A 17,471-nucleotide genomic window follows, 5' to 3' on the forward strand; every position below is an offset into this window, starting at 1 on the left:
CCCGACGAGACGGGGCTGGGGCTAGGAACGCTTTCAGCAAAAAGTAAAGGAGCCTTGCCGATCAAACAGGCAAAGCTCCTCTTTCTTTTGGGGATTCGAGCGATTCGGCCACTTCGGACAAGCGAAGCGAGCTACTTTTCTACATACGCGTACTTGAAATACGAGCCTCCGAGCGGGAAGATCACGAAATCTTTGACTTTGTCGTTTTTCACATAGGCGTTGCCGCGGAAGTGCAGAGGGGCGAGCGGCATTTCCTCCATGAGAATTTTTTCTGCGTCAAACATCAGCTGTTTGCGCTTCGCGGCATCGGTTTCATAGTAGCTTTTGTTCAACAAGTCGCGGTACTCTTTGTTGTCGAAGCGTACGACGTTGTTGCCGCCTTCTTTGTCCTTGTACATTTCCAGGAAGTTGATCGGGTCGTTGAAATCGGCGCCCCATAGCCAGATGCCGAAGTCGTATTTCCCGTTCTGGACGTCGTCGTTGAACACTTTCCACTCGGCTGTGCGAATCTCGATGTTCACGCCGAGCGTTTTCTTCCACTCGTCCTGCAACGCCTGGGCGATCTTCTTGTCGGTTTCTCCCGTGTCGTAGTAGTACGTCACTTTCGGGAACTCGCTCAACCCCAGCTCCTTCATGCCTTCCGCGAGCAGCTGCCTGGCTTTGTCTATGTCTTCCTTGAAGTAGCCGTCCGGGTTCAAGCCCATCGAGGTCGGCACCCAACCGTATGCAGGCGGTACCCCGGTTTGCAAAATATTGTCGATTAACTGTTGGCGTTCGATGGAGTAAGAGAAAGCCTGGCGAATTTTTTTGTTGGTAAAAGGCGGTTTTTGCGTATTGAAAATGACTGCCTTTGTCCCCGGATTATCGGCGACGACCAGCTTGCCCTGTTCCTTGATTTGCCCGATTGCATCAGGGGAAAGGCCGAAGGAAGGATAGCCGCCCCAATCGAGATCGCCGTTTTCAAACATCGAGAGAGCGGTGTTGTTGTCTTCGATTACGACGATTTCAATCCGATCCAGCTTGACGTTGGCCTGATCCCAGTAAGTAGGGCTTTTGGAAAAGGCCAGCTTCGCTTTATGCTCCCACTGGTCGATGACGAACGGGCCGTTTCCGACGATGGTAGAGGCGTCGCTTGCCCATTTCGGATTGCTCTCCAGTGTCTTTTTATGCAAAGGATAGTAAGTAGTGAATGAGGTCAATTCACGGAAAAATGGCGTAGGCGAGCGCAGGGTGAAGTCGAGTGTGTAATCGTCCTTGGCTTTGACGCCGACATCTTCTGCTTTGCCTGTGCCGTTGAAAAACTCTTCGCCGCCTTTGATGTAGAACAGCTGGTAAGCGTAGCCGGAGGCGGTTTTCGGATCGAGATTGCGCTTGATAGCGTATTCAAAATCGTGGGCGGTAACCGGATCGCCGTTGCTCCATTTGGCATCCTTGCGCAAGGTAAAAGTGAAGTGGGTAAAGTCAGGGGAGTTGGTGAAGCTCTCTGCTGTTCCGTTGATCATCTGACCTTGCCGATCGACGATAGTCAGTCCTTCAAAAGCGAGATTGATCATGTCCATGCTGGAGGCGTCAGTAGCAATGCCGGGGTCCATCGTCGGAGGCTCGCCCGTGATGCTCCAGTGCAAGACCATCGGTTCTCCCGAGGCAGGTTTTTCGGTCGCGCCAGCGGGCTGCTGGCTTGCGGCAGGCTGGGCATTTTCAGCGGGCTTCGTCGTACAGCCGATCATGAGGCTTGCTAGTAACGCGGTGCTACAGGCAACTCGCAACCATTTTTTCATCAGTACCTCCTAGTTGTTTGAATATTTTTAAAAATTCATATGTAGAAGGATAATTCAGTTTCCTGTATATGTCATTAAACATTCTGTATAAATATTCATGAATATTCTGTTTTTAAAACCGGGAATAATTCATACAATTTGTCCTTGAATCAGCAGCAAAGCGGAAAGCGGCTGCTGTTGCAAGCGATTTGATCCTGAATAAAAAAACGCTGGCCGACACCAGAAGATTCCGGTGCAGCCAGCGTCTTTTGCCTGCCGTATGCAGGATGATGAATGGAACGGGAGGCTAGTGCATGCCCACGTTACGCGACTTCGATCGTGTCCAAGGCGTGCCCAGGTACGACAAAGCCCAACGGTCCAGACCGTACCAGCCAGCGACTTTCCAAGCGAGAACGAGCCATGTGGCAAAAACAAACAGCATCGGGTTGGTGCTGACTGTCCCTGCGAACAGGAAGCTGACGTTCATCAATCCGCCGAAGAAAGCGGCAATTCCGGTAAGCAGGCCGAGAATGAGTCCGAGACCGACCAGTACCTCGCCGTAAGCGACCATAAAAGCGAACAGCTTGGCATTTGGCAAAACGGCGCTTTCCAAAAACCAGCCGTACCAGGAGGTGACGTCTTTTCCTTCCGCTGCTTTCGCGAGCGAGCCTTTGACGAAGCCCTCGATGGCAGCTCCAGCTTTGTCTCCCGTCCAGGAGTCGGTATGGATTTTTTTCCAGCCTGCTGTCAGCCAAGTGTAGCCGACATACACGCGGATGATCAGCCAGATCCATGCCGAACGGGTGCTGGTGAACAAAAATTGTGACACGGGATTTTCAGGAATGATGATTTCGTTGTTGCTTGGTGGACGCATGTGTACGTGCCCTCCTTATAAAAATAGAATGGATATCCTGTGATGGATATTGATTCCAGGTGATTTTAACACAAGGAACGATTTGATGCAGTGGTTTAGGGCATAAGTTCATACGGTGTTCATTGACACTATTGGCACGATGTTAACCTTAGTTCGATTGTCATATGTTCGGATGGACATAAAAAGCGCAAAAAGGTAAGAAGACATAGTTTTTGCAAAATAAAGTCATCAGGAAGAAATATTGACAAGTTAAGATATGGTAAATTATGTTGAGTTTTGTTGAAAAATACGGAGACTATTGGAGCATACTTATGAAACGAAATTTTGTGTCTTTTCAAATGAAACTCAGCGTCATGATCTCGCTGTTTACGATGCTGGTCGCGATTGTGCTGTCGCTGATCGACTATTCGCAGCTCAAGGCCACGATCCTTTCGGAAAAAGCAGTGCAGTATCAGCTAGTCGAGGATCGGATCATTCATGCCGTCAAAAACGTCGATCTCGTGTACGGCGTGTTCGAGCAAGACATGGAGGAGCGGATGAAGGGCGCACTGGAAAAGCTGGCGAAAAACTATCAGGCCAACTCGGCGCTTTCGGCGTGGGACTATGCGGCTTTGCGCGAGCAGTACGGAATGGATTTTTTCGTCATTGATCGAAACATCAAAGTAGTGCATTCCAGTGTCGCCTCTGACGTGGGACTCGATTTTAGCCAATCGGGAGCTTTCGCGGAGGTGTTGAAAAAACGAATCGACGGAAGCGAGTTTTCCGCCGACGGAATGGAAGTGTCCGTCAACAGCGGGCAGATCAAAAAGTTCGCCTATCTCCCAACCGGCGATCACAAATATTTGCTGGAAGCGAGCATGAATTTGCAGGACAGCGACTTGTTCCAGACGTTCAACTTTCTCGATGTCTCGAAGGAGATCGCAGGCAAATACAGCATTGTGAAAGAAATCACCGTTTACTCGCACGATGGCTACGCGCTCGGCAAAAAAGGGGAGGACGGCAAAGCTTTGCGCATCGCGCAGCGGTTTGCGCCAACTTTTGAAGCGGCGTTCTCCACGCAGACGATCAAGGAATTTCACGAGAGTACGGGAGAGGACGACCAAACATACCGCTACATCCCATACAAGCTGGATGAGAGCGCCAACGACCTGAGCCGTTCCCGTGTAGTGGAAATCGTCTACAACAATACGGAGCGCAACGAAGTGCTCGCCAACAGTCTCCGGTCTGCGCTATTGAAAATGGCGGCAGCGGTGGCAGGAGCGCTGATCTTGTCGTTTGTGCTCAGCCGCTTGATTACCGGACCGCTCGATCACATGCGCAAGATGATTGCGCAAACAGCCGAGTTCGACTTGCGCGAGCAGATCGTGGCGAAGGAGCAGGTGACGGAGGATGAGATCAGCCTGATGGCGAAGTCGATTTTGGTCATGCGCGAGCAATTGCGGGAAGTGGCGAGCAAGCTTGCGACCGTCTCTCATGTGGTAGCGGAAAATGCGCAAAGCGTGCAGCAATCCACAGTGGCCGTCAGCGAGCAATCGAGCGGAACGGCGGAGGCGACTGCTGTCTTGCTGTCGCATATGCAAGAGACAATGGCTTCGACGGAAGAAATGAACGCTACTCTTACTGATATTCAGCATGTCGTTCACGCAGTCACTTTGCGCACGACCGAAGCAGCGGCTACCTCTCAGGACGTAAGCCAGCGAGCCGATGTGTTGAAGGAAAATGCCGTTGCGGCGCAAGTATCGGCAGCCGAGTTGTATCAAAGCGTGAAGCAGCAAACGGAGCAGGCGATTGTGCAGTCGACCGAATCGATGGGACAAATCAATTTGTTGGCAGAAGCGATTTTGCATATTTCCGAGCAGACGAATTTGCTCGCCTTGAACGCCGCGATTGAAGCGGCGCGTGCCGGGGAAAGCGGAAGAGGCTTCTCCGTCGTGGCTGATGAAATACGCAAGCTGGCGACACAGTCGTCTGCGGTCGTCATCGATATTCAGCGAATTATCGCCATCGTGCGCGAGTCCGTGAACAATCTCGCAGAAAACTCTTCCAGCGTGCTGGAGTTTATCGACAGCAAAGTCCGCCCTGATTACGGCAAGCTGATTCACATGTCAGAGCAATACAACAGCGACGCACATCATTTCAACACATTGCTGACGGATTTCAGCGCTTCGTTCGAAGAATTAAATTCGTCGATTGCCAGTGTGGTCGCGATTGTGGAGCAAGTGACAAGCTCCATGGGACAAAGCGCATACAGCGTCGAAGCGATCACCGAGCAGGCGCAAATTATCGCGCACAACAACCAGAAAATCGCGACCATCTCCGAACGCAATGCGGAGTTGACGCATTCGATGGAAGAGATCGTCCAGCGCTTTCGCCTGTAAGTGAACAAAGTCATGAGCGTGAACATGCCCCCTTCGTACCGAGAGCGAAGGGGGCAGTGCTTTGCCTTTACAGGACAGCTTTCAGTTTATCCGGGTTGCGAACGAAGTACAGGCGGTGAATTTTTTCTGCCTTGCTGTGCAGGAAAACGACTGTATCTACTGCGTCATTTTGCCGGATGACGAGTGCCGTTTGGCCGTTCAGCGAAGCAAGCCCTACTTCGTACGGAGAGCCTTGTGCGGCGAAGCGCATCAAGCCAAGCAAGAACTCCGCGACACGTTTGCCAGACACGACCGGACGTATGGCAGCGAATACTTTTCCACCGCCATCCGAGAGCAGTTCAGCATCTGCGGACAAGAGCGTGAGCAAAGCGTTGACATTGCCGTGTTCCAGCGCATGCAGAAAACGGCCGATCCATTCTTCGCCGATTTCTTTTTCGTGCGCGTGAAGCTGTTCGTCTGCATCCAAACCGAGCTTGGCTTTGCAGCGGCTGATGATTTTCCGGCAATTGGCCTGGCTTTTTCCGACAAGCTGGGCAATCTCGTCGTAGTCGAAGGCAAAAGCTTCGCGCAGGACGAAGACCGCACGCTCGACCGGAGACAAGCGTTCGAGCAGCACGAGCATGGCGTACGACAACAAATCTTTGGTGATGACCGATTCGTAGCTGTCCGCTCCGGGAGTAGGGATCGGTTCGGGCAGCCATGGCCCCGTGTACAGCTCCCGCCTGTGGCGTGCCGATTTCAACAGATCGAGGCAGCGGTTTGTCGTCATTTTGCACAGGTAGGCTTTTGGCTCTGCGATTTGTTCCAGCTCGACATCGTACGCTTTCAAAAAGACGTCCTGTACGATATCTTCCGCATCTGTGGCCGAGCCTGTGAGCTGGTAGGCGAGACGAAACAGCAATCCTTTGTATTGCTGATAAAGGGCCTCCATCGCATGTTCACTTCCTCTGGCGTCTAGTGTCAGCATCGTTTTTTCCTTATTTTATCATGCTGGCTATATTCCACGTGAACTGACGCAGCTTCCAGCCCAATTTCCCCGTCAAAATGATGTCCACGCCCCATTGGCGCGTCCAGACGATCGCCCGCTCCGGCCCCAATCCGACGCAGTAGAAGTCCATGTAACTTTTATGAACGGGAGACGGCGTTCCATCCAGATCGGCCAGGATGATCTTGCCGAGACGGGTGGCCTGCCCGGTTGCTTCCTTGCACGTCATCCGGTCCGCCTGTCCGCTTGCAGGGTCGACGATGCGGGCGCAATCGCCAATGCTGTAGACAAAGGGAGCGCCAGCGACGCGATACGATTCATCCACGACAAGCTGCCCGTGTGTGGTGAGCGGCAAACCCATATGGCGCAGCGCCGGGTTCGGCAGCAGACCGAGCGCCCAGATGCACAGACCGACAGCAAGCGTGCGGCCCGTGGACAGACTCAGCTTGCCGTCCTGCTCGCGAATGGCTTTTGTCCCGTGCAAAACCGTGACTCCGCCGTCCAGCAAAGCTTGTTCCAGCTTGCGCGCCATTTTCACAGGTCCTTCCGTGAAGAGGCGATTTTGCGCATTGAGCAAGTAGACAGTGACTTCATGGGGAGCGATGCCGAGGTGTTGCGCTTCCTGCCGCATGGAAAAAGCAAGCTCGGAAGCTGTCTCGATGCCGCTGATGCCCGCTCCTGCGACAGCGATTGTCAAAAGCCGCTGTCTTTCTTCGGGGCGCTTTTCCAAAACGGCCAGCCGCATATTTTGCTGCCATGTGTTGCGAATCGTCTCGGCGGCTGCCACATCAGACAAGGCGATTCCGCCCTGCTCCGGTTCTGCTCGGCGGGCGACGCTGCCTACCGCGAGGACGAGCACGTCATACGCAAGCGACAGTTCTTTTCCGCCTTTATCTACATAATGGATCATCTTGGCGCTTCCCTGGACAGAAACGACCGTACCTTGCAAAAATTCAACGCCTGCGGGGAAGATGGTTTTCAACGGGATGGCGATATCGGTTTGGGAGACAGCTGGCTTGAACAGCAAAACTTTGCGCAGATGGTAAGGCTCCTTGTCGATCAGGACGATGCGTGCAGGGCGTCCTTTGCATGTGTCCTGGATTGCTTTAACGGCATTGATTCCGGCATAGCCGCCACCGACTACGACTACAGTCATTTCTTTCATGGAGATCAGCTCCTCGCTGCGATTTGACCATATAACGAGGCGGGGGCAATTTTTGTGACGCAGCAATCAGAAGTTTTTTTCGGAAAAGGGCGATTCGGCGAAAAAGTTTGTGCTTCAAACAAGTTTTGATAGAATGAAAGAGTCGTGGAAAGGATTTCCTGACTTTCTAGCGAGGAGCCTTTTGGCGAACAGAGAGACAGCGATGTTTTTGGGAGGATGGAAAGAATGGCATACAAGGTGTATACACAAGCAGAACGTCCTGATTTGAACGATCAGATGGCCGAAGTGCTCGCTGCCAGCTGGTCTACCTTCATGCTGCATGACGAAGTGGCCGACCAGCACTACGATCGGCTGGAAGAGTGGTTTGCTTCTTTTCAATATTTGTTGACCGATGAAAACGACAAGGTAATGGCCGTGGGCAACTCGATTCCTTTTTACTGGGACGGCACGCTGGAAGGAATGCCGAAGGGCTGGGGGGACGTCTTCCTGCGCGGGATTGAAGGACACGCCCAAGGCCAGAAGCCAAACACGTTGTCGGCGCTTTCGATTTCAATCGACCCTGCGCATCGCGGTCTTGGACTGAGTCGTCACATGGTGGCGGCGATGAAAGACATTGCGAAGCAAAACGGGCTGGAATATATGGTGGCGCCTGTTCGCCCATCGCTTAAGCACAAGTATCCGTTGACCCCGATGGAAAACTACATCGAATGGAACACGGAAGACGGCGCTCCTTTTGATCCGTGGGTTCGCACGCATTGGAAGATGGGGGCGAAAATCATGAAAGTGGCGTCGGAATCCATGTCGATCGTGGGAAGCATTGCCAACTGGGAGGAATGGACAGGCTTGAAGTTCCCTGAGTCCGGCACGTATATCATTCCGGACGCGCTTGTCCCTGTGCGGATGGATGTGGAGAAAAACGAGGCCAAGTACGTGGAGCCAAATATTTGGATGCAGCATTTTCTGTAAGCGTGGCACAAGTTGCTGCGTTACGTTACGCGGAATTGTTTGATTTAGGTTAGGAGAGCCGGCTTTGTCGAGGCTCTCTTTTTTTGTCACCTATTTAATCAGTAATTTTTTTTAGCTCAAAAATAGTTGCCTCTGATATCAAGATCAGCCTATCGTTATTAACAAGAAAAAAACCTACACTTACAGGTATGTGCATGTTTGTAGAAGGGTCACTTATATCTATTACTTTTACTACATCATTTTCATTTAAGTCTGGGATATCTATTTTATATAATCTATAAAAAGAGGTAGAGTTATAGCATGTCGCTGTAATCTCGTATAATGGATTTTTAGTTCATATTGATATTTCTTATAGTTTTTAGTCCTTTTGATGAAAAAAGTCTTTTTGATTATAATTTCATCTCCAATAAATTTTTGCCCTGTTGGATATTCAGAAGCATCATTCCATGAATTTGCAAATCCTAAAAGCTTCTCAACTTTCCAAACTCCATAGAAATATTTTTCAGTTTCACTATCTAAATTTATATTTTCTGCATTAAAACAATCGGATGTGTTTTTTGGAATAATAGACTCATCCGTTTCAGGTTTAGGCTCACTAGAAGTAGGTGGATTTGATGTCATTTCAACATTTCCACAAGCCGATGCTAGTATCAACATTACCATGATACAAACCAATAATATTTTTTTCATATTTCACACTCTCTTTTATTTTTTTGATCATGATACAAATCTTTGCTGGCTTTTACTACCTTAGTTTTGATATCTCGCTCGCTTCCTTTGCATACGTTCTATAAGCTTAGCATCTTCTAACTCCTTAACCCATTGACTTATTGATCGTTTGGATTTTCCAAAATAGTGAACGATGCTTCCAAGTCCAACCCATTTTTTTCAATCTTGTTGCCGGACATGAGATCAAAGCGAATACATAACTTTACTGAGTTTCCAGATAATTACTACTAATGCGTAATCTAATAATATCCTTTATCAAAACTCTTTGCAAAAATTACTCCTTGTATAGAACACATAACCAGGCAAAAAAAAAACAAGCCATAGAATCTCTATTATGGCTTGTTTTCATTGGTAGAACGAATTTCTCCGCTTCTCAATTCCATGTAAACTACACCCGCTCAACCGGAGAAGTCAGGCAAGTAGGGCCGCCCGTGCCTTTATACGAGATTTCATGACCCTCGTACTCGTACACCGTAGCGCCCGCTTTTTGCAGCAGCTCTTTTGTGATCGGATTGCCCGCTACGACCATGCACAGGCGAGGGGCGAGCGCGAGGACGTTGCTGCCCAGGTTATCGTATTCGTTGTCGGGAACTTCAATCAGTTCAATGCCTCTGTCGATGAGCAGCTGACGAAAGAAAACAGGCATCAGTTTGGAATAGACGACGGCGAGATCGTGGTCAACCATGCTGATAATCGACATCAGGTGCAGGCACTCCGCCGGGCCGCGGTCGTATGGCAGCGGAACGACGATGATTTCTTCCGTGAAATCTTTGACCATCTCCGTAATTTGCGCGATCGCCGCCTGGTTGGTGCGGAAGCCTAGCCCGATGGCAAGCGTTTTTTCGTCCAGCCAGACGAGGTCGCCACCGTCGGAGCGGGCATCGCCTGTCAACTGTCCGAGAATCGGAATGTTGTTTGCTTGCAAAAAGTCTTTGTATACTTCTGCTTCACCCTGGCGCAGCTCTTTGCCGGATTTGAGGATGATCGCCCCTTTGGACGTGAACTTCACCGGATCATGGGCGTAGATGGAATCGAGTCCGGTTTTGTCTGATTGCGGGAGATGCAGGACGTTTTCCACATGCTCTTGCAAAATGGCTTCGAACTTCTCGTACTCGTGCAAAGCTTTGTCCCAATCAGGACGGTCTGTATAGTTAAAGGTTTTCCACGATTCTTCGAGGTGGGCCTGGCTGATAAAAGCTTCACGGGGATGCTTGATGATGACTGTCTTCATCTTTTTGACCATGGATTGGCTGCCTTGGAACATAGTTGCCTCCCTTTATTCCGTATTATGGAATATTGTTCATATTTCGAAAAATCACTTTAAGTGTACACATTCTGATTTTGCACTGTCAATCGCTATTCCGCGCCAGATGCGGGGATTTGTGTAAAATTTTTTGCGATTCACAAAATTGTAGCGAGTAGTTTAAGATATGAGATAGACGAGAACATAGAAAAAGGGGAAATGACAGTGATTCAATCGTTTGATCGGGCGATGGCGATTGCGACGGCACTTGCGTCGGACGAGCATAGAAAGTGGTGGACCATCAACGATTTGGCGAAAGAATGCCAGCTTCCGGTGAGTACGACTTATCGCCTCCTGTACACTTTGATGAATCACGATTTGGTGGAGCACGATGCGGCGACGAAGCAGTACACGTTGGGAATCAGGTGGATGGAGTTTGGACTTCGCGTCCTGGATCGGATCGATTATCGCAAAGTGATCAAACCGATGATTGAGGAGCTGGCCAGAGAAGTCGAGGAAAGCGTTTATTTCAGCCAGCCGAGCGGTTTGGAGTCGATCGTGGTCGATCGAGTGGACAGCCAGCACAATATTCGCATCTACGATCAGCTTGGCTTGCGCATCCCGATGCACATCGGTGCAGCGAACAAGGTCGTTTTGGCGCACATGCCAGAGGAGGAAGCGAGGCAGACCGTGCTTCAGCTCGTCGGCGAGGAGGAGACGCCTGCATTTATGGAGAAGCTGGCCCAGATTCGCAAGGCTGGTTACGCGGTGAGTTTTGCGGAACGGACAGAGAATACAGCTTCTGTTGCCTCTCCGATTTTTGATTATACGCAAAAAGTAATCGGTGCTCTCAGCATCGGAATCGTCACCTTTGATTTGAAAGAAGAACGGTTGAACTATTTGATCGAGCGCGTGCAGGATGCTGCCCACAAAACATCGCAGCGGCTGGGGAGCATATAATTTTTTGGTCCATATAATGGAAAATTTTCTGCGATATGAAAATAGCAACGTCTTTTTCAAGGCCGTCAGCTCGGGAAATCGGGAAACGGCCTTTCTTGATCGGCGAACTTGTATAATTGCTTCCAAAACTTTACATAGTAAAATGAAGAAAGGCATAGAGCAGGGGGCACAAGTGGGTGGAGCTGTTCAGTGAAAGCTTGATCGTGATCGGGCGGGTTTGCTCGATTTTGCCGCTATTGTTGATTGTGACGCTATTCATGGGAAAACGCTCGATTGGCGAGCTGCCTGTTTTTGATTTTATGGTGATCATCACGTTAGGCTCTGTGGCAGGGGCCGATATCGCCGAACCGAACGTCCACCATATCCCCATAGCTGTCGCGATTGTAACATTGGGCGTGCTGCAACGAATCGTGTCGCAATGGTCGGTCGTTTCCAGGCGCTTTGGAAAAATGGTCACGTTTGAGCCGACGGTTGTTTATTACAACGGCGAGTTTCTCGTCGATCAGCTGAAAAAAATCCGCTATTCCCTCGACAACGTGCTGCAAATGCTGCGGGAAAAAGATATTTTCGATCTCGCCGAGATTGATATGGCGATTATCGAGGCCAACGGGCGTTTGACGGTCTTGAAAAAATCGGCACAGCAGACCGTGACGAGACAAGATTTGCAAATCAAGACGGCTTCGACAGGCATTTCCTTGCCTGTGATTATCGAGGGGAAAATATGCGCAGAAGTGTTGACCTATCGCGAGCGGGATGAAAACTGGCTTTTGCAGGAGCTACATAAAAGCGGCGTCGCGGTTGAGCAAGTATTTTTAGCTACATTGAACCGGCAAAACGATTTGCTGTTTTTTGAAAAACATCCGAAGAACGAGCAACAAGTGCCGCCCGTCCACCATTAGAAAAAGGGAACAGAGCAATCAAACATGCGGAAGGATCGTCACGGATCGCTTGACAGAACGGTTTGGTCAGGCGGTCTTTTCTATGTAACATTTCCTTTTGCCTGCGACTATTTGGCTGAGCAAGAAAAAAGCCGGAAGAGGCCGCTGGTGTTTTCTTACGGCCGAAGATACTCGCTTGCAAATCCTTTAATCAAAAATATTTTATCAATTTAAAATTATTTGATAAAATAAACGCGTATGTCATCCAAGCCGAGGAGGAATGGCTGTGCTGGTTTTGAAATCAATGGAGCAATGTACGGTGGCAGAGACTGTTTTAGCTTACAACAGAGGGTTTTCCGGGTACTTTTTCGATCAGTCGAAGACGGCGGACACACTCATCTGGAAAATGGGTAAGGAAGAGTTGTCGCCAACGCATTCGCTGGTTGCGTTTGTAAACGGCGATCCTGCCGGAATTGTACTGAATGGAATTTGGGAGCGGGACGGGCAAAAAGTTGGGTGGAATGGCGGGACAGGGGTAGCGCCGGAGCATAGGCGGAGCGGAGTGGGCCAAGCCTTGATGGAAGCGACTTTGCAAATATATCGGGAGCAGGGTGTACAGCTTGCGGCGCTGGTCGCCATTCGGGAGAACGATAGGGCGATAGCCTTGTACGAGAAAATAGGCTTCGCCGTCTGTGACCAGTCGATTTTTCTGGAACAAAAAGCTCATGACCACAAGCGGTCACATCCAACTTCGCTGAAAAACGTCGAGGCGTCTTCCACAGAAGAAGGCGTGCTTTCCGCTTTGCAAAAGGAAGCAAGTCCGTCCTACGAATTGCTTGAAGGCATGCCGGATGACGTGTATTCATTGGACTTTTGGACCAAACCGCTTTGGGATATTCAGTGGAGAACGATTGAGAACAAGCAAGCGGTACTCGTCCGCGATGAGAACAAACAAGTAATCGGCTATGCCTTGTACAGACGGATTTTTGAAAACGGAAAACAAACGACAGCCTTGCTGTTTCAGTGTGAGGCAAGGCCGGAACGGGCCGACCGGGAGGCGATTGTCAGAAGTGCTCTTGCCCATGTCTTTTCGCCATGGGACAAGGAGCTGTATCGCCTCACGGTCAATTTGCCAGCTTCCAACGAAATGACCATCCGCATTTTGCAAAGGGCGGGTTTTGACGTGATGGCCAAGCAAGTATTCATGACCAGGTCGCTCGTTTAAGCCCAGATCACTCGACTGACGGCTAGGGTTGCGCGTGATACGGAAACGTGATCGTGAATTTGGTTCCGACTTTTGGCTTGCTGGACACGCTTACCGACCCGCCGAACGCGTGGATGACGTGATAGGAGTACGTAAGCCCGAGACCGGTTCCGCTTGTTTTCGTCGAGAAATAAATGGACCCGAGGCGTTTGATCTGGCCTTCGTCCATCCCGATGCCGTTGTCTTTGATGATCAGCATGGCGTTGCTTTTCTCAATGAACAGCGAGAGGGACACTTTGCCGTTGACCGTCTCCTCACAAGCTTCGATCGCATTTTTGATGAAGTTGACCAAGACTTGTTTGAACTCGTCGGGATTGGCCAGAATCGTGACAGGCTTTTCATAAGCTTGCAGCTCCAGCTCGACATTGTGCATATTGGCAAAAGGCAGCATGACTTCCCGCACGACGTAAAGCTGGTCGCATACGTTGATTAGCTCGGTGCGCTCCTTGAGCGGCTTGGACAAAGCGAGATACTCGGTCAGGATCGCTTCCGTCCGCTGGATTTCGTCCATGCTGATGCGGATGTACTGATCGGTTTTCGTAATATTCTCGGGATTTTCCTGGATCAGGCGCAAAAATCCTTTGACCGCTGTGAGCGGATTTCTCACCTCGTGAGCAAGCGATGCGGCGACATGGCTCATCGTTTCGATTTTTTCATTTTGGGCGTGTCGAATAAACAGTTCTTTGTCGGATACGCACTTGCTAAATAGCGACAACAAAAGCCAAATTCCGACAAAGTTTTGAACGGGGATCACGAACAAGTAGTAGGCAGGATGATGGGATACATAGGTGGGAAAGTATAGATAGGTCAACCCCAAAGCTACCAGGGAAAAGAGCGCGCCCGTCAAAAAAATATACAGTGTTTTCCGATAACTGGCTTTGTAACGCCGATACATCAGGAGGGAGATGGCAAAGGTGACAACCAGGGCAAGCAGCGCGAGCCAGATGCCTTCACCACCCAAATAATAGCGGTATAGCGCGGACTCGATCAGCAAGACCAGCGCGATCCGCACTCCCCCATAGACTAGGGCAAAAAATACGATGATGTGCCTGATATCGAAAATCACGCCTTCCGAGACGCTGGTCGCGAAGGTCATGGCCAGAAACATGCAAATCGAGCTGGTCACAAGAATGAAAGCGCGGCTGTAATTGCGCATTCGGTCGCGGTAATAAATATTGAACAGGACAAATGGCGTCAGAGCAAAAAACATCTGCAAAATTACTTCTTTTAGTAGAATCATCGGACATCCCCATCGCAAATTTGCATGGCTGCTTCAATCTACGATATTTCGACAAGAGCCTACACGATTCCTCCAAAATTTGGACGCGCCGACGGAATAAATTTAAAGGAGAAAAGTTTTAAAAACCTAGTTGACAGATGGGTAAAACACGGATTATAGTCTCTATATACTAATACAAAGGTTTCGAAAATAATAACTACTCTTATCCAGAGAAGGCTGAGGGAATGGCCCTATGACGCCCGGCAACCTAGCTGGCAAGATCAATGTCTTGCGAGCCAAGGTGCTAACTCCAACAGGTAGCGATACCTGACAGATAAGAGGCGCGAATCTTGTCGATCAAGCCTCTTTCATCTGTTGAAAGAGGCTTTTCCTTTTGGAAAGGGAAGGTCGTCGCCTCCTCGGCTTGCAGCACAACAAGGAACAAAGAAAAAGGGGGATTTTTCGATGAAAAAGAAACTGGGCCTTATCACATCACTCGTACTGGCAGTATCGGTGGCCTTGACCGCGTGCGGCGGCGGAGCCGATACGAAAAACACGGCGGCAAACGGCGCTTCCGGCGAAAAAGCGAAACGGATTGCCCTGATCATGCGCCAAAATGTAGGAACGTTTTCGGCTCAATACATTAACGGTGTGAAGCAGGAAGTCGAGAAAAACGGCGGAGAGCTGACAGTATTCAACGCAGATACGGATTTGTCGAAAATGGCGTCGAATCTTGACGCTGCGGTCAACCAAAACTTCGACGGCATCCTGATCGACCACGGTACAGCGGAAGCGTTGCAACAAGGTACGCAAAAAGCTGTCGACAAAAAAATCCCGGTCGTTCTGTTCGACACAGACATCAAGCTGCCTGGCGTGCCGATTGTCGAGCAAGACGACAACAAGCTGGCAGAACTGAGCCTGGAAAAGCTGGCGGCAGATTCCGGCGGCAAAGGCAACATCGTGAAAATTTGGGTGGCAGGCTTTGCCCCGATGGAAAAACGTCAGGTGACTTATGAAGCGTTCCTGAAAAAATATCCGGATATCAAGGAAGTCGCCGCTTTCGGTTCCGCGACAAACAACACGGCGCTGGATACCCAAGCACAGATGGAAGCCATCCTGAAAAAATATCCGAACAAAGGCGACATCACGGCTGTATGGGCATCTTGGGATGAATTTGCCAAAGGGGCAACCCGTGCGATCTTGCAAGCAGGCCGCACAGAAATCAAAGTATACGGCATCGACCTGAGTGATGAAGACCTGCAACTGATCCAGGAAGCAAATTCGCCATGGGCAGCGACTGCAGCCGTAGATCCATCGAACATCGGACGCACTCACGCAGCGGCTATTTTCCAAAAAATCAAAGGCGAGCAAGTGCCAGACAGCGTGAAGCTGAATCCGGTGCTGGTGAAACAAGAAGATTTGCCTAAGGACAAAAAAGTGACAATGGGCGACTTGTCCCAGTACGTGAAAGAGTGGGGCAAGTAAGCATATAGAGCTGGTTGATTTGGCTATTCCCGTTGATCAGTCAACGGGAATCTTGCTTATTTAAGGGGGGGCGAAAAGTGTCCAGCTTGCAGATGAAAGGGATTGTGAAGCAGTTCTCCGGCGTTCCTGCGCTGCGTTCGGTCGATTTTGAGGTCAAGGCTGGCGAGGTTCATGCGCTTTTAGGGGCGAATGGGGCGGGGAAAAGTACCTTGATGAAAATTTTGACGGGCGCGTATCAGTCTGACGGGGGGAGCATCACGATTGATGGCAAAGAGGTGTCGATCCAATCGCCCCAGGATGCGAAAGCTTTAGGTATCCAGTGCGTGTACCAGGAAGTGGATACGGCGCTGATCCCGTACTTGAGCGTGACGGAAAACATTTTGCTCGATCAGATTGTCTCGGCAGGCCGCAAAGGATTCATGAACTGGCCGAGCTTGCACAAGGAAGCGGAAAGCATTTTGCAGAGCTTCGGCTTTTCCATCCCTGTGCGCATGCTCGTCGAGGAATGTACGCTGTCCGAAAAGCAACTGATCCTGATTGCCCGCGCGACCGTGCAAAAAGCGAAGTACGTCATTTTTGACGAACCGACAGCTCCGTTGAGCACGAAGGAGAGCGAGCGGCTGTTTCTCATCATTGACCAGTTGAAAAAAGCGGGTGTCGGGATCATCTACATTTCCCATCGCCTGCCGGAAATTTTTGAGATATGCGACCGAATCACGATCATGCGGGACGGTCAACTGATCGTGACGAGCGAGACGTCCCACACGACGATGGATGAGGTCATCGGCAACATGCTGGGCAAAAGCTTCGAGGAAGAGTTCCCGAAAGTCGAAGTGCCTGTAGGCGGGGTGCTTCTGGAAGCTGCGGGAGTGGCTGGCGGCAAGGTTCGCCGCGCCGATTTGAGCGTTCGCGAAGGCGAGATTGTCGGGATTGTCGGGCTGGTTGGAGCCGGGAAGACGGAACTGGCGAGACTTTTGTTCGGAGCGGATACCGCCGAGGCGGGACAAGTCAGGCTGAGCGGCAAAGAGGTGCGGCTGCGGTCGCCGAAGGACGCTGTTGATGCGGGAATCGTCCTCGTACCGGAAGAACGGCGCAAAGAAGGCATTTTTGTCGAGGAATCTGTCCAGAACAACTTGTCTGTCTCCGCTTTGGAGAAGTGGTCGCGGCTCGGATTTGTCCGCAGAGGGGCAGAAGCGAAGCAGGCGAGGGAGCTGGTGAGCCGTCTGGGCGTAAAGACGGCAGACATCACACAGCTGGTTGGCTACCTCAGCGGAGGAAACCAGCAAAAAGTCGCGATTGGCAAATGGCTGGATACGGATGCGCAAGTGTTCATGTTCGACGAGCCGACCAAAGGCGTCGACATCGGGGCGAAAAGCGATATTTACCGCCTGATTGGAAAGCTGGCGGAGCAGGGCAAGGGCGTTCTCTACTTTTCTTGCGAGTTTGCCGAAGTATTGGGCATTGCCGACCGGATTTTGGTCATGTTTGAAGGGAAAATCGTCAAGGAGCTGAGCCGCGCGGACGCGACACAGGAGACGATGATGTATTATGCCAGCGGGGGTGAGTAA

The 17,471-nt window shown here is 50.5% G+C and carries 14 protein-coding genes and 1 riboswitch; of the genes, 7 read left to right on the forward strand and 7 right to left on the reverse strand.

Annotated features, from left to right (window positions below; all coding sequences use genetic code 11):
- Positions 1-131 precede the first annotated feature (131 nt).
- Both IRJ17_RS08015 and IRJ17_RS08020 read right to left on the reverse strand, forming a co-directional pair.
- Positions 132-1,778 carry a peptide ABC transporter substrate-binding protein gene (locus IRJ17_RS08015; RefSeq protein WP_242774183.1) on the reverse strand — a complete coding sequence of 549 codons (1,647 nt, stop codon included), beginning with the start codon at positions 1,776-1,778 and terminating at the stop codon, positions 132-134.
- 286 nt (positions 1,779-2,064) lie between these two features.
- Positions 2,065-2,631 (reverse strand): DoxX family membrane protein, encoded by a 567-nt coding sequence (locus IRJ17_RS08020; RefSeq protein ID WP_122963751.1) that lies wholly within the window; start codon positions 2,629-2,631, stop codon positions 2,065-2,067.
- Between the two features lie 311 nt (positions 2,632-2,942).
- Between IRJ17_RS08020 and IRJ17_RS08025 the strand changes: the two genes are divergently transcribed.
- Entirely contained in the window at positions 2,943-5,009 is a 2,067-nt protein-coding gene (locus tag IRJ17_RS08025; RefSeq protein WP_242774185.1) for a methyl-accepting chemotaxis protein, read from the forward strand.
- A gap of 67 nt (positions 5,010-5,076) precedes the next feature.
- On the opposite strand, the gene IRJ17_RS08030 is transcribed toward IRJ17_RS08025, so the two are convergent.
- On the reverse strand, positions 5,077-5,940 hold the full coding sequence (locus IRJ17_RS08030; RefSeq protein ID WP_242775246.1) for an RNA polymerase sigma-70 factor: 864 nt from the start codon (positions 5,938-5,940) through the stop codon (positions 5,077-5,079).
- Between the two features lie 46 nt (positions 5,941-5,986).
- Entirely contained in the window at positions 5,987-7,159 is a 1,173-nt protein-coding gene (locus tag IRJ17_RS08035; RefSeq protein ID WP_242774188.1) for an NAD(P)/FAD-dependent oxidoreductase, read from the reverse strand.
- 225 nt (positions 7,160-7,384) lie between these two features.
- Here IRJ17_RS08035 and IRJ17_RS08040 point away from each other — a divergent pair, with 225 nt between their 5' ends.
- Positions 7,385-8,125: a GNAT family N-acetyltransferase gene (locus tag IRJ17_RS08040; protein ID WP_242774190.1), complete on the forward strand. Its 741-nt coding sequence runs from the start codon at positions 7,385-7,387 to the stop codon at positions 8,123-8,125.
- A gap of 261 nt (positions 8,126-8,386) precedes the next feature.
- Here IRJ17_RS08040 and IRJ17_RS08045 read toward each other — a convergent pair whose 3' ends face one another.
- Positions 8,387-8,815, reverse strand: a complete 429-nt coding sequence (locus tag IRJ17_RS08045) for a hypothetical protein (protein ID WP_242774192.1) — start codon at positions 8,813-8,815, stop codon at positions 8,387-8,389.
- A gap of 427 nt (positions 8,816-9,242) precedes the next feature.
- Entirely contained in the window at positions 9,243-10,118 is an 876-nt protein-coding gene (locus IRJ17_RS08050; RefSeq protein ID WP_063231733.1) for a dimethylarginine dimethylaminohydrolase family protein, read from the reverse strand.
- A 204-nt stretch (positions 10,119-10,322) separates the two neighbouring features.
- Here IRJ17_RS08050 and IRJ17_RS08055 point away from each other — a divergent pair, with 204 nt between their 5' ends.
- The 3 genes from IRJ17_RS08055 to IRJ17_RS08065 all read left to right on the forward strand — a co-directional run bounded on the left by IRJ17_RS08055 (position 10,323) and on the right by IRJ17_RS08065 (position 13,160).
- The gene (locus IRJ17_RS08055; RefSeq protein ID WP_122963757.1) at positions 10,323-11,057 is read left to right on the forward strand and encodes an IclR family transcriptional regulator; all 735 of its coding nucleotides are present in this window, start codon (positions 10,323-10,325) and stop codon (positions 11,055-11,057) included.
- A 176-nt stretch (positions 11,058-11,233) separates the two neighbouring features.
- Positions 11,234-11,956: a DUF421 domain-containing protein gene (locus tag IRJ17_RS08060; RefSeq protein WP_122963758.1), complete on the forward strand. Its 723-nt coding sequence runs from the start codon at positions 11,234-11,236 to the stop codon at positions 11,954-11,956.
- A gap of 265 nt (positions 11,957-12,221) precedes the next feature.
- Positions 12,222-13,160, forward strand: a complete 939-nt coding sequence (locus IRJ17_RS08065; protein WP_242774194.1) for a GNAT family N-acetyltransferase — start codon at positions 12,222-12,224, stop codon at positions 13,158-13,160.
- Positions 13,161-13,182: 22 nt separating this feature from the next.
- Here IRJ17_RS08065 and IRJ17_RS08070 read toward each other — a convergent pair whose 3' ends face one another.
- Entirely contained in the window at positions 13,183-14,439 is a 1,257-nt protein-coding gene (locus IRJ17_RS08070) for an ATP-binding protein (RefSeq protein ID WP_242774195.1), read from the reverse strand.
- 199 nt (positions 14,440-14,638) lie between these two features.
- A riboswitch (SAM riboswitch) is annotated at positions 14,639-14,759 on the forward strand.
- A gap of 124 nt (positions 14,760-14,883) precedes the next feature.
- Between IRJ17_RS08070 and IRJ17_RS08075 the strand changes: the two genes are divergently transcribed.
- The gene (locus tag IRJ17_RS08075) at positions 14,884-15,903 is read left to right on the forward strand and encodes a sugar ABC transporter substrate-binding protein (protein ID WP_063231736.1); all 1,020 of its coding nucleotides are present in this window, start codon (positions 14,884-14,886) and stop codon (positions 15,901-15,903) included.
- Between the two features lie 77 nt (positions 15,904-15,980).
- Positions 15,981-17,471 (forward strand): sugar ABC transporter ATP-binding protein, encoded by a 1,491-nt coding sequence (locus tag IRJ17_RS08080; RefSeq protein ID WP_242774198.1) that lies wholly within the window; start codon positions 15,981-15,983, stop codon positions 17,469-17,471.

The organism is Brevibacillus parabrevis (assembly GCF_022701015.1).
GTDB lineage: Bacteria > Bacillota > Bacilli > Brevibacillales > Brevibacillaceae > Brevibacillus > Brevibacillus parabrevis.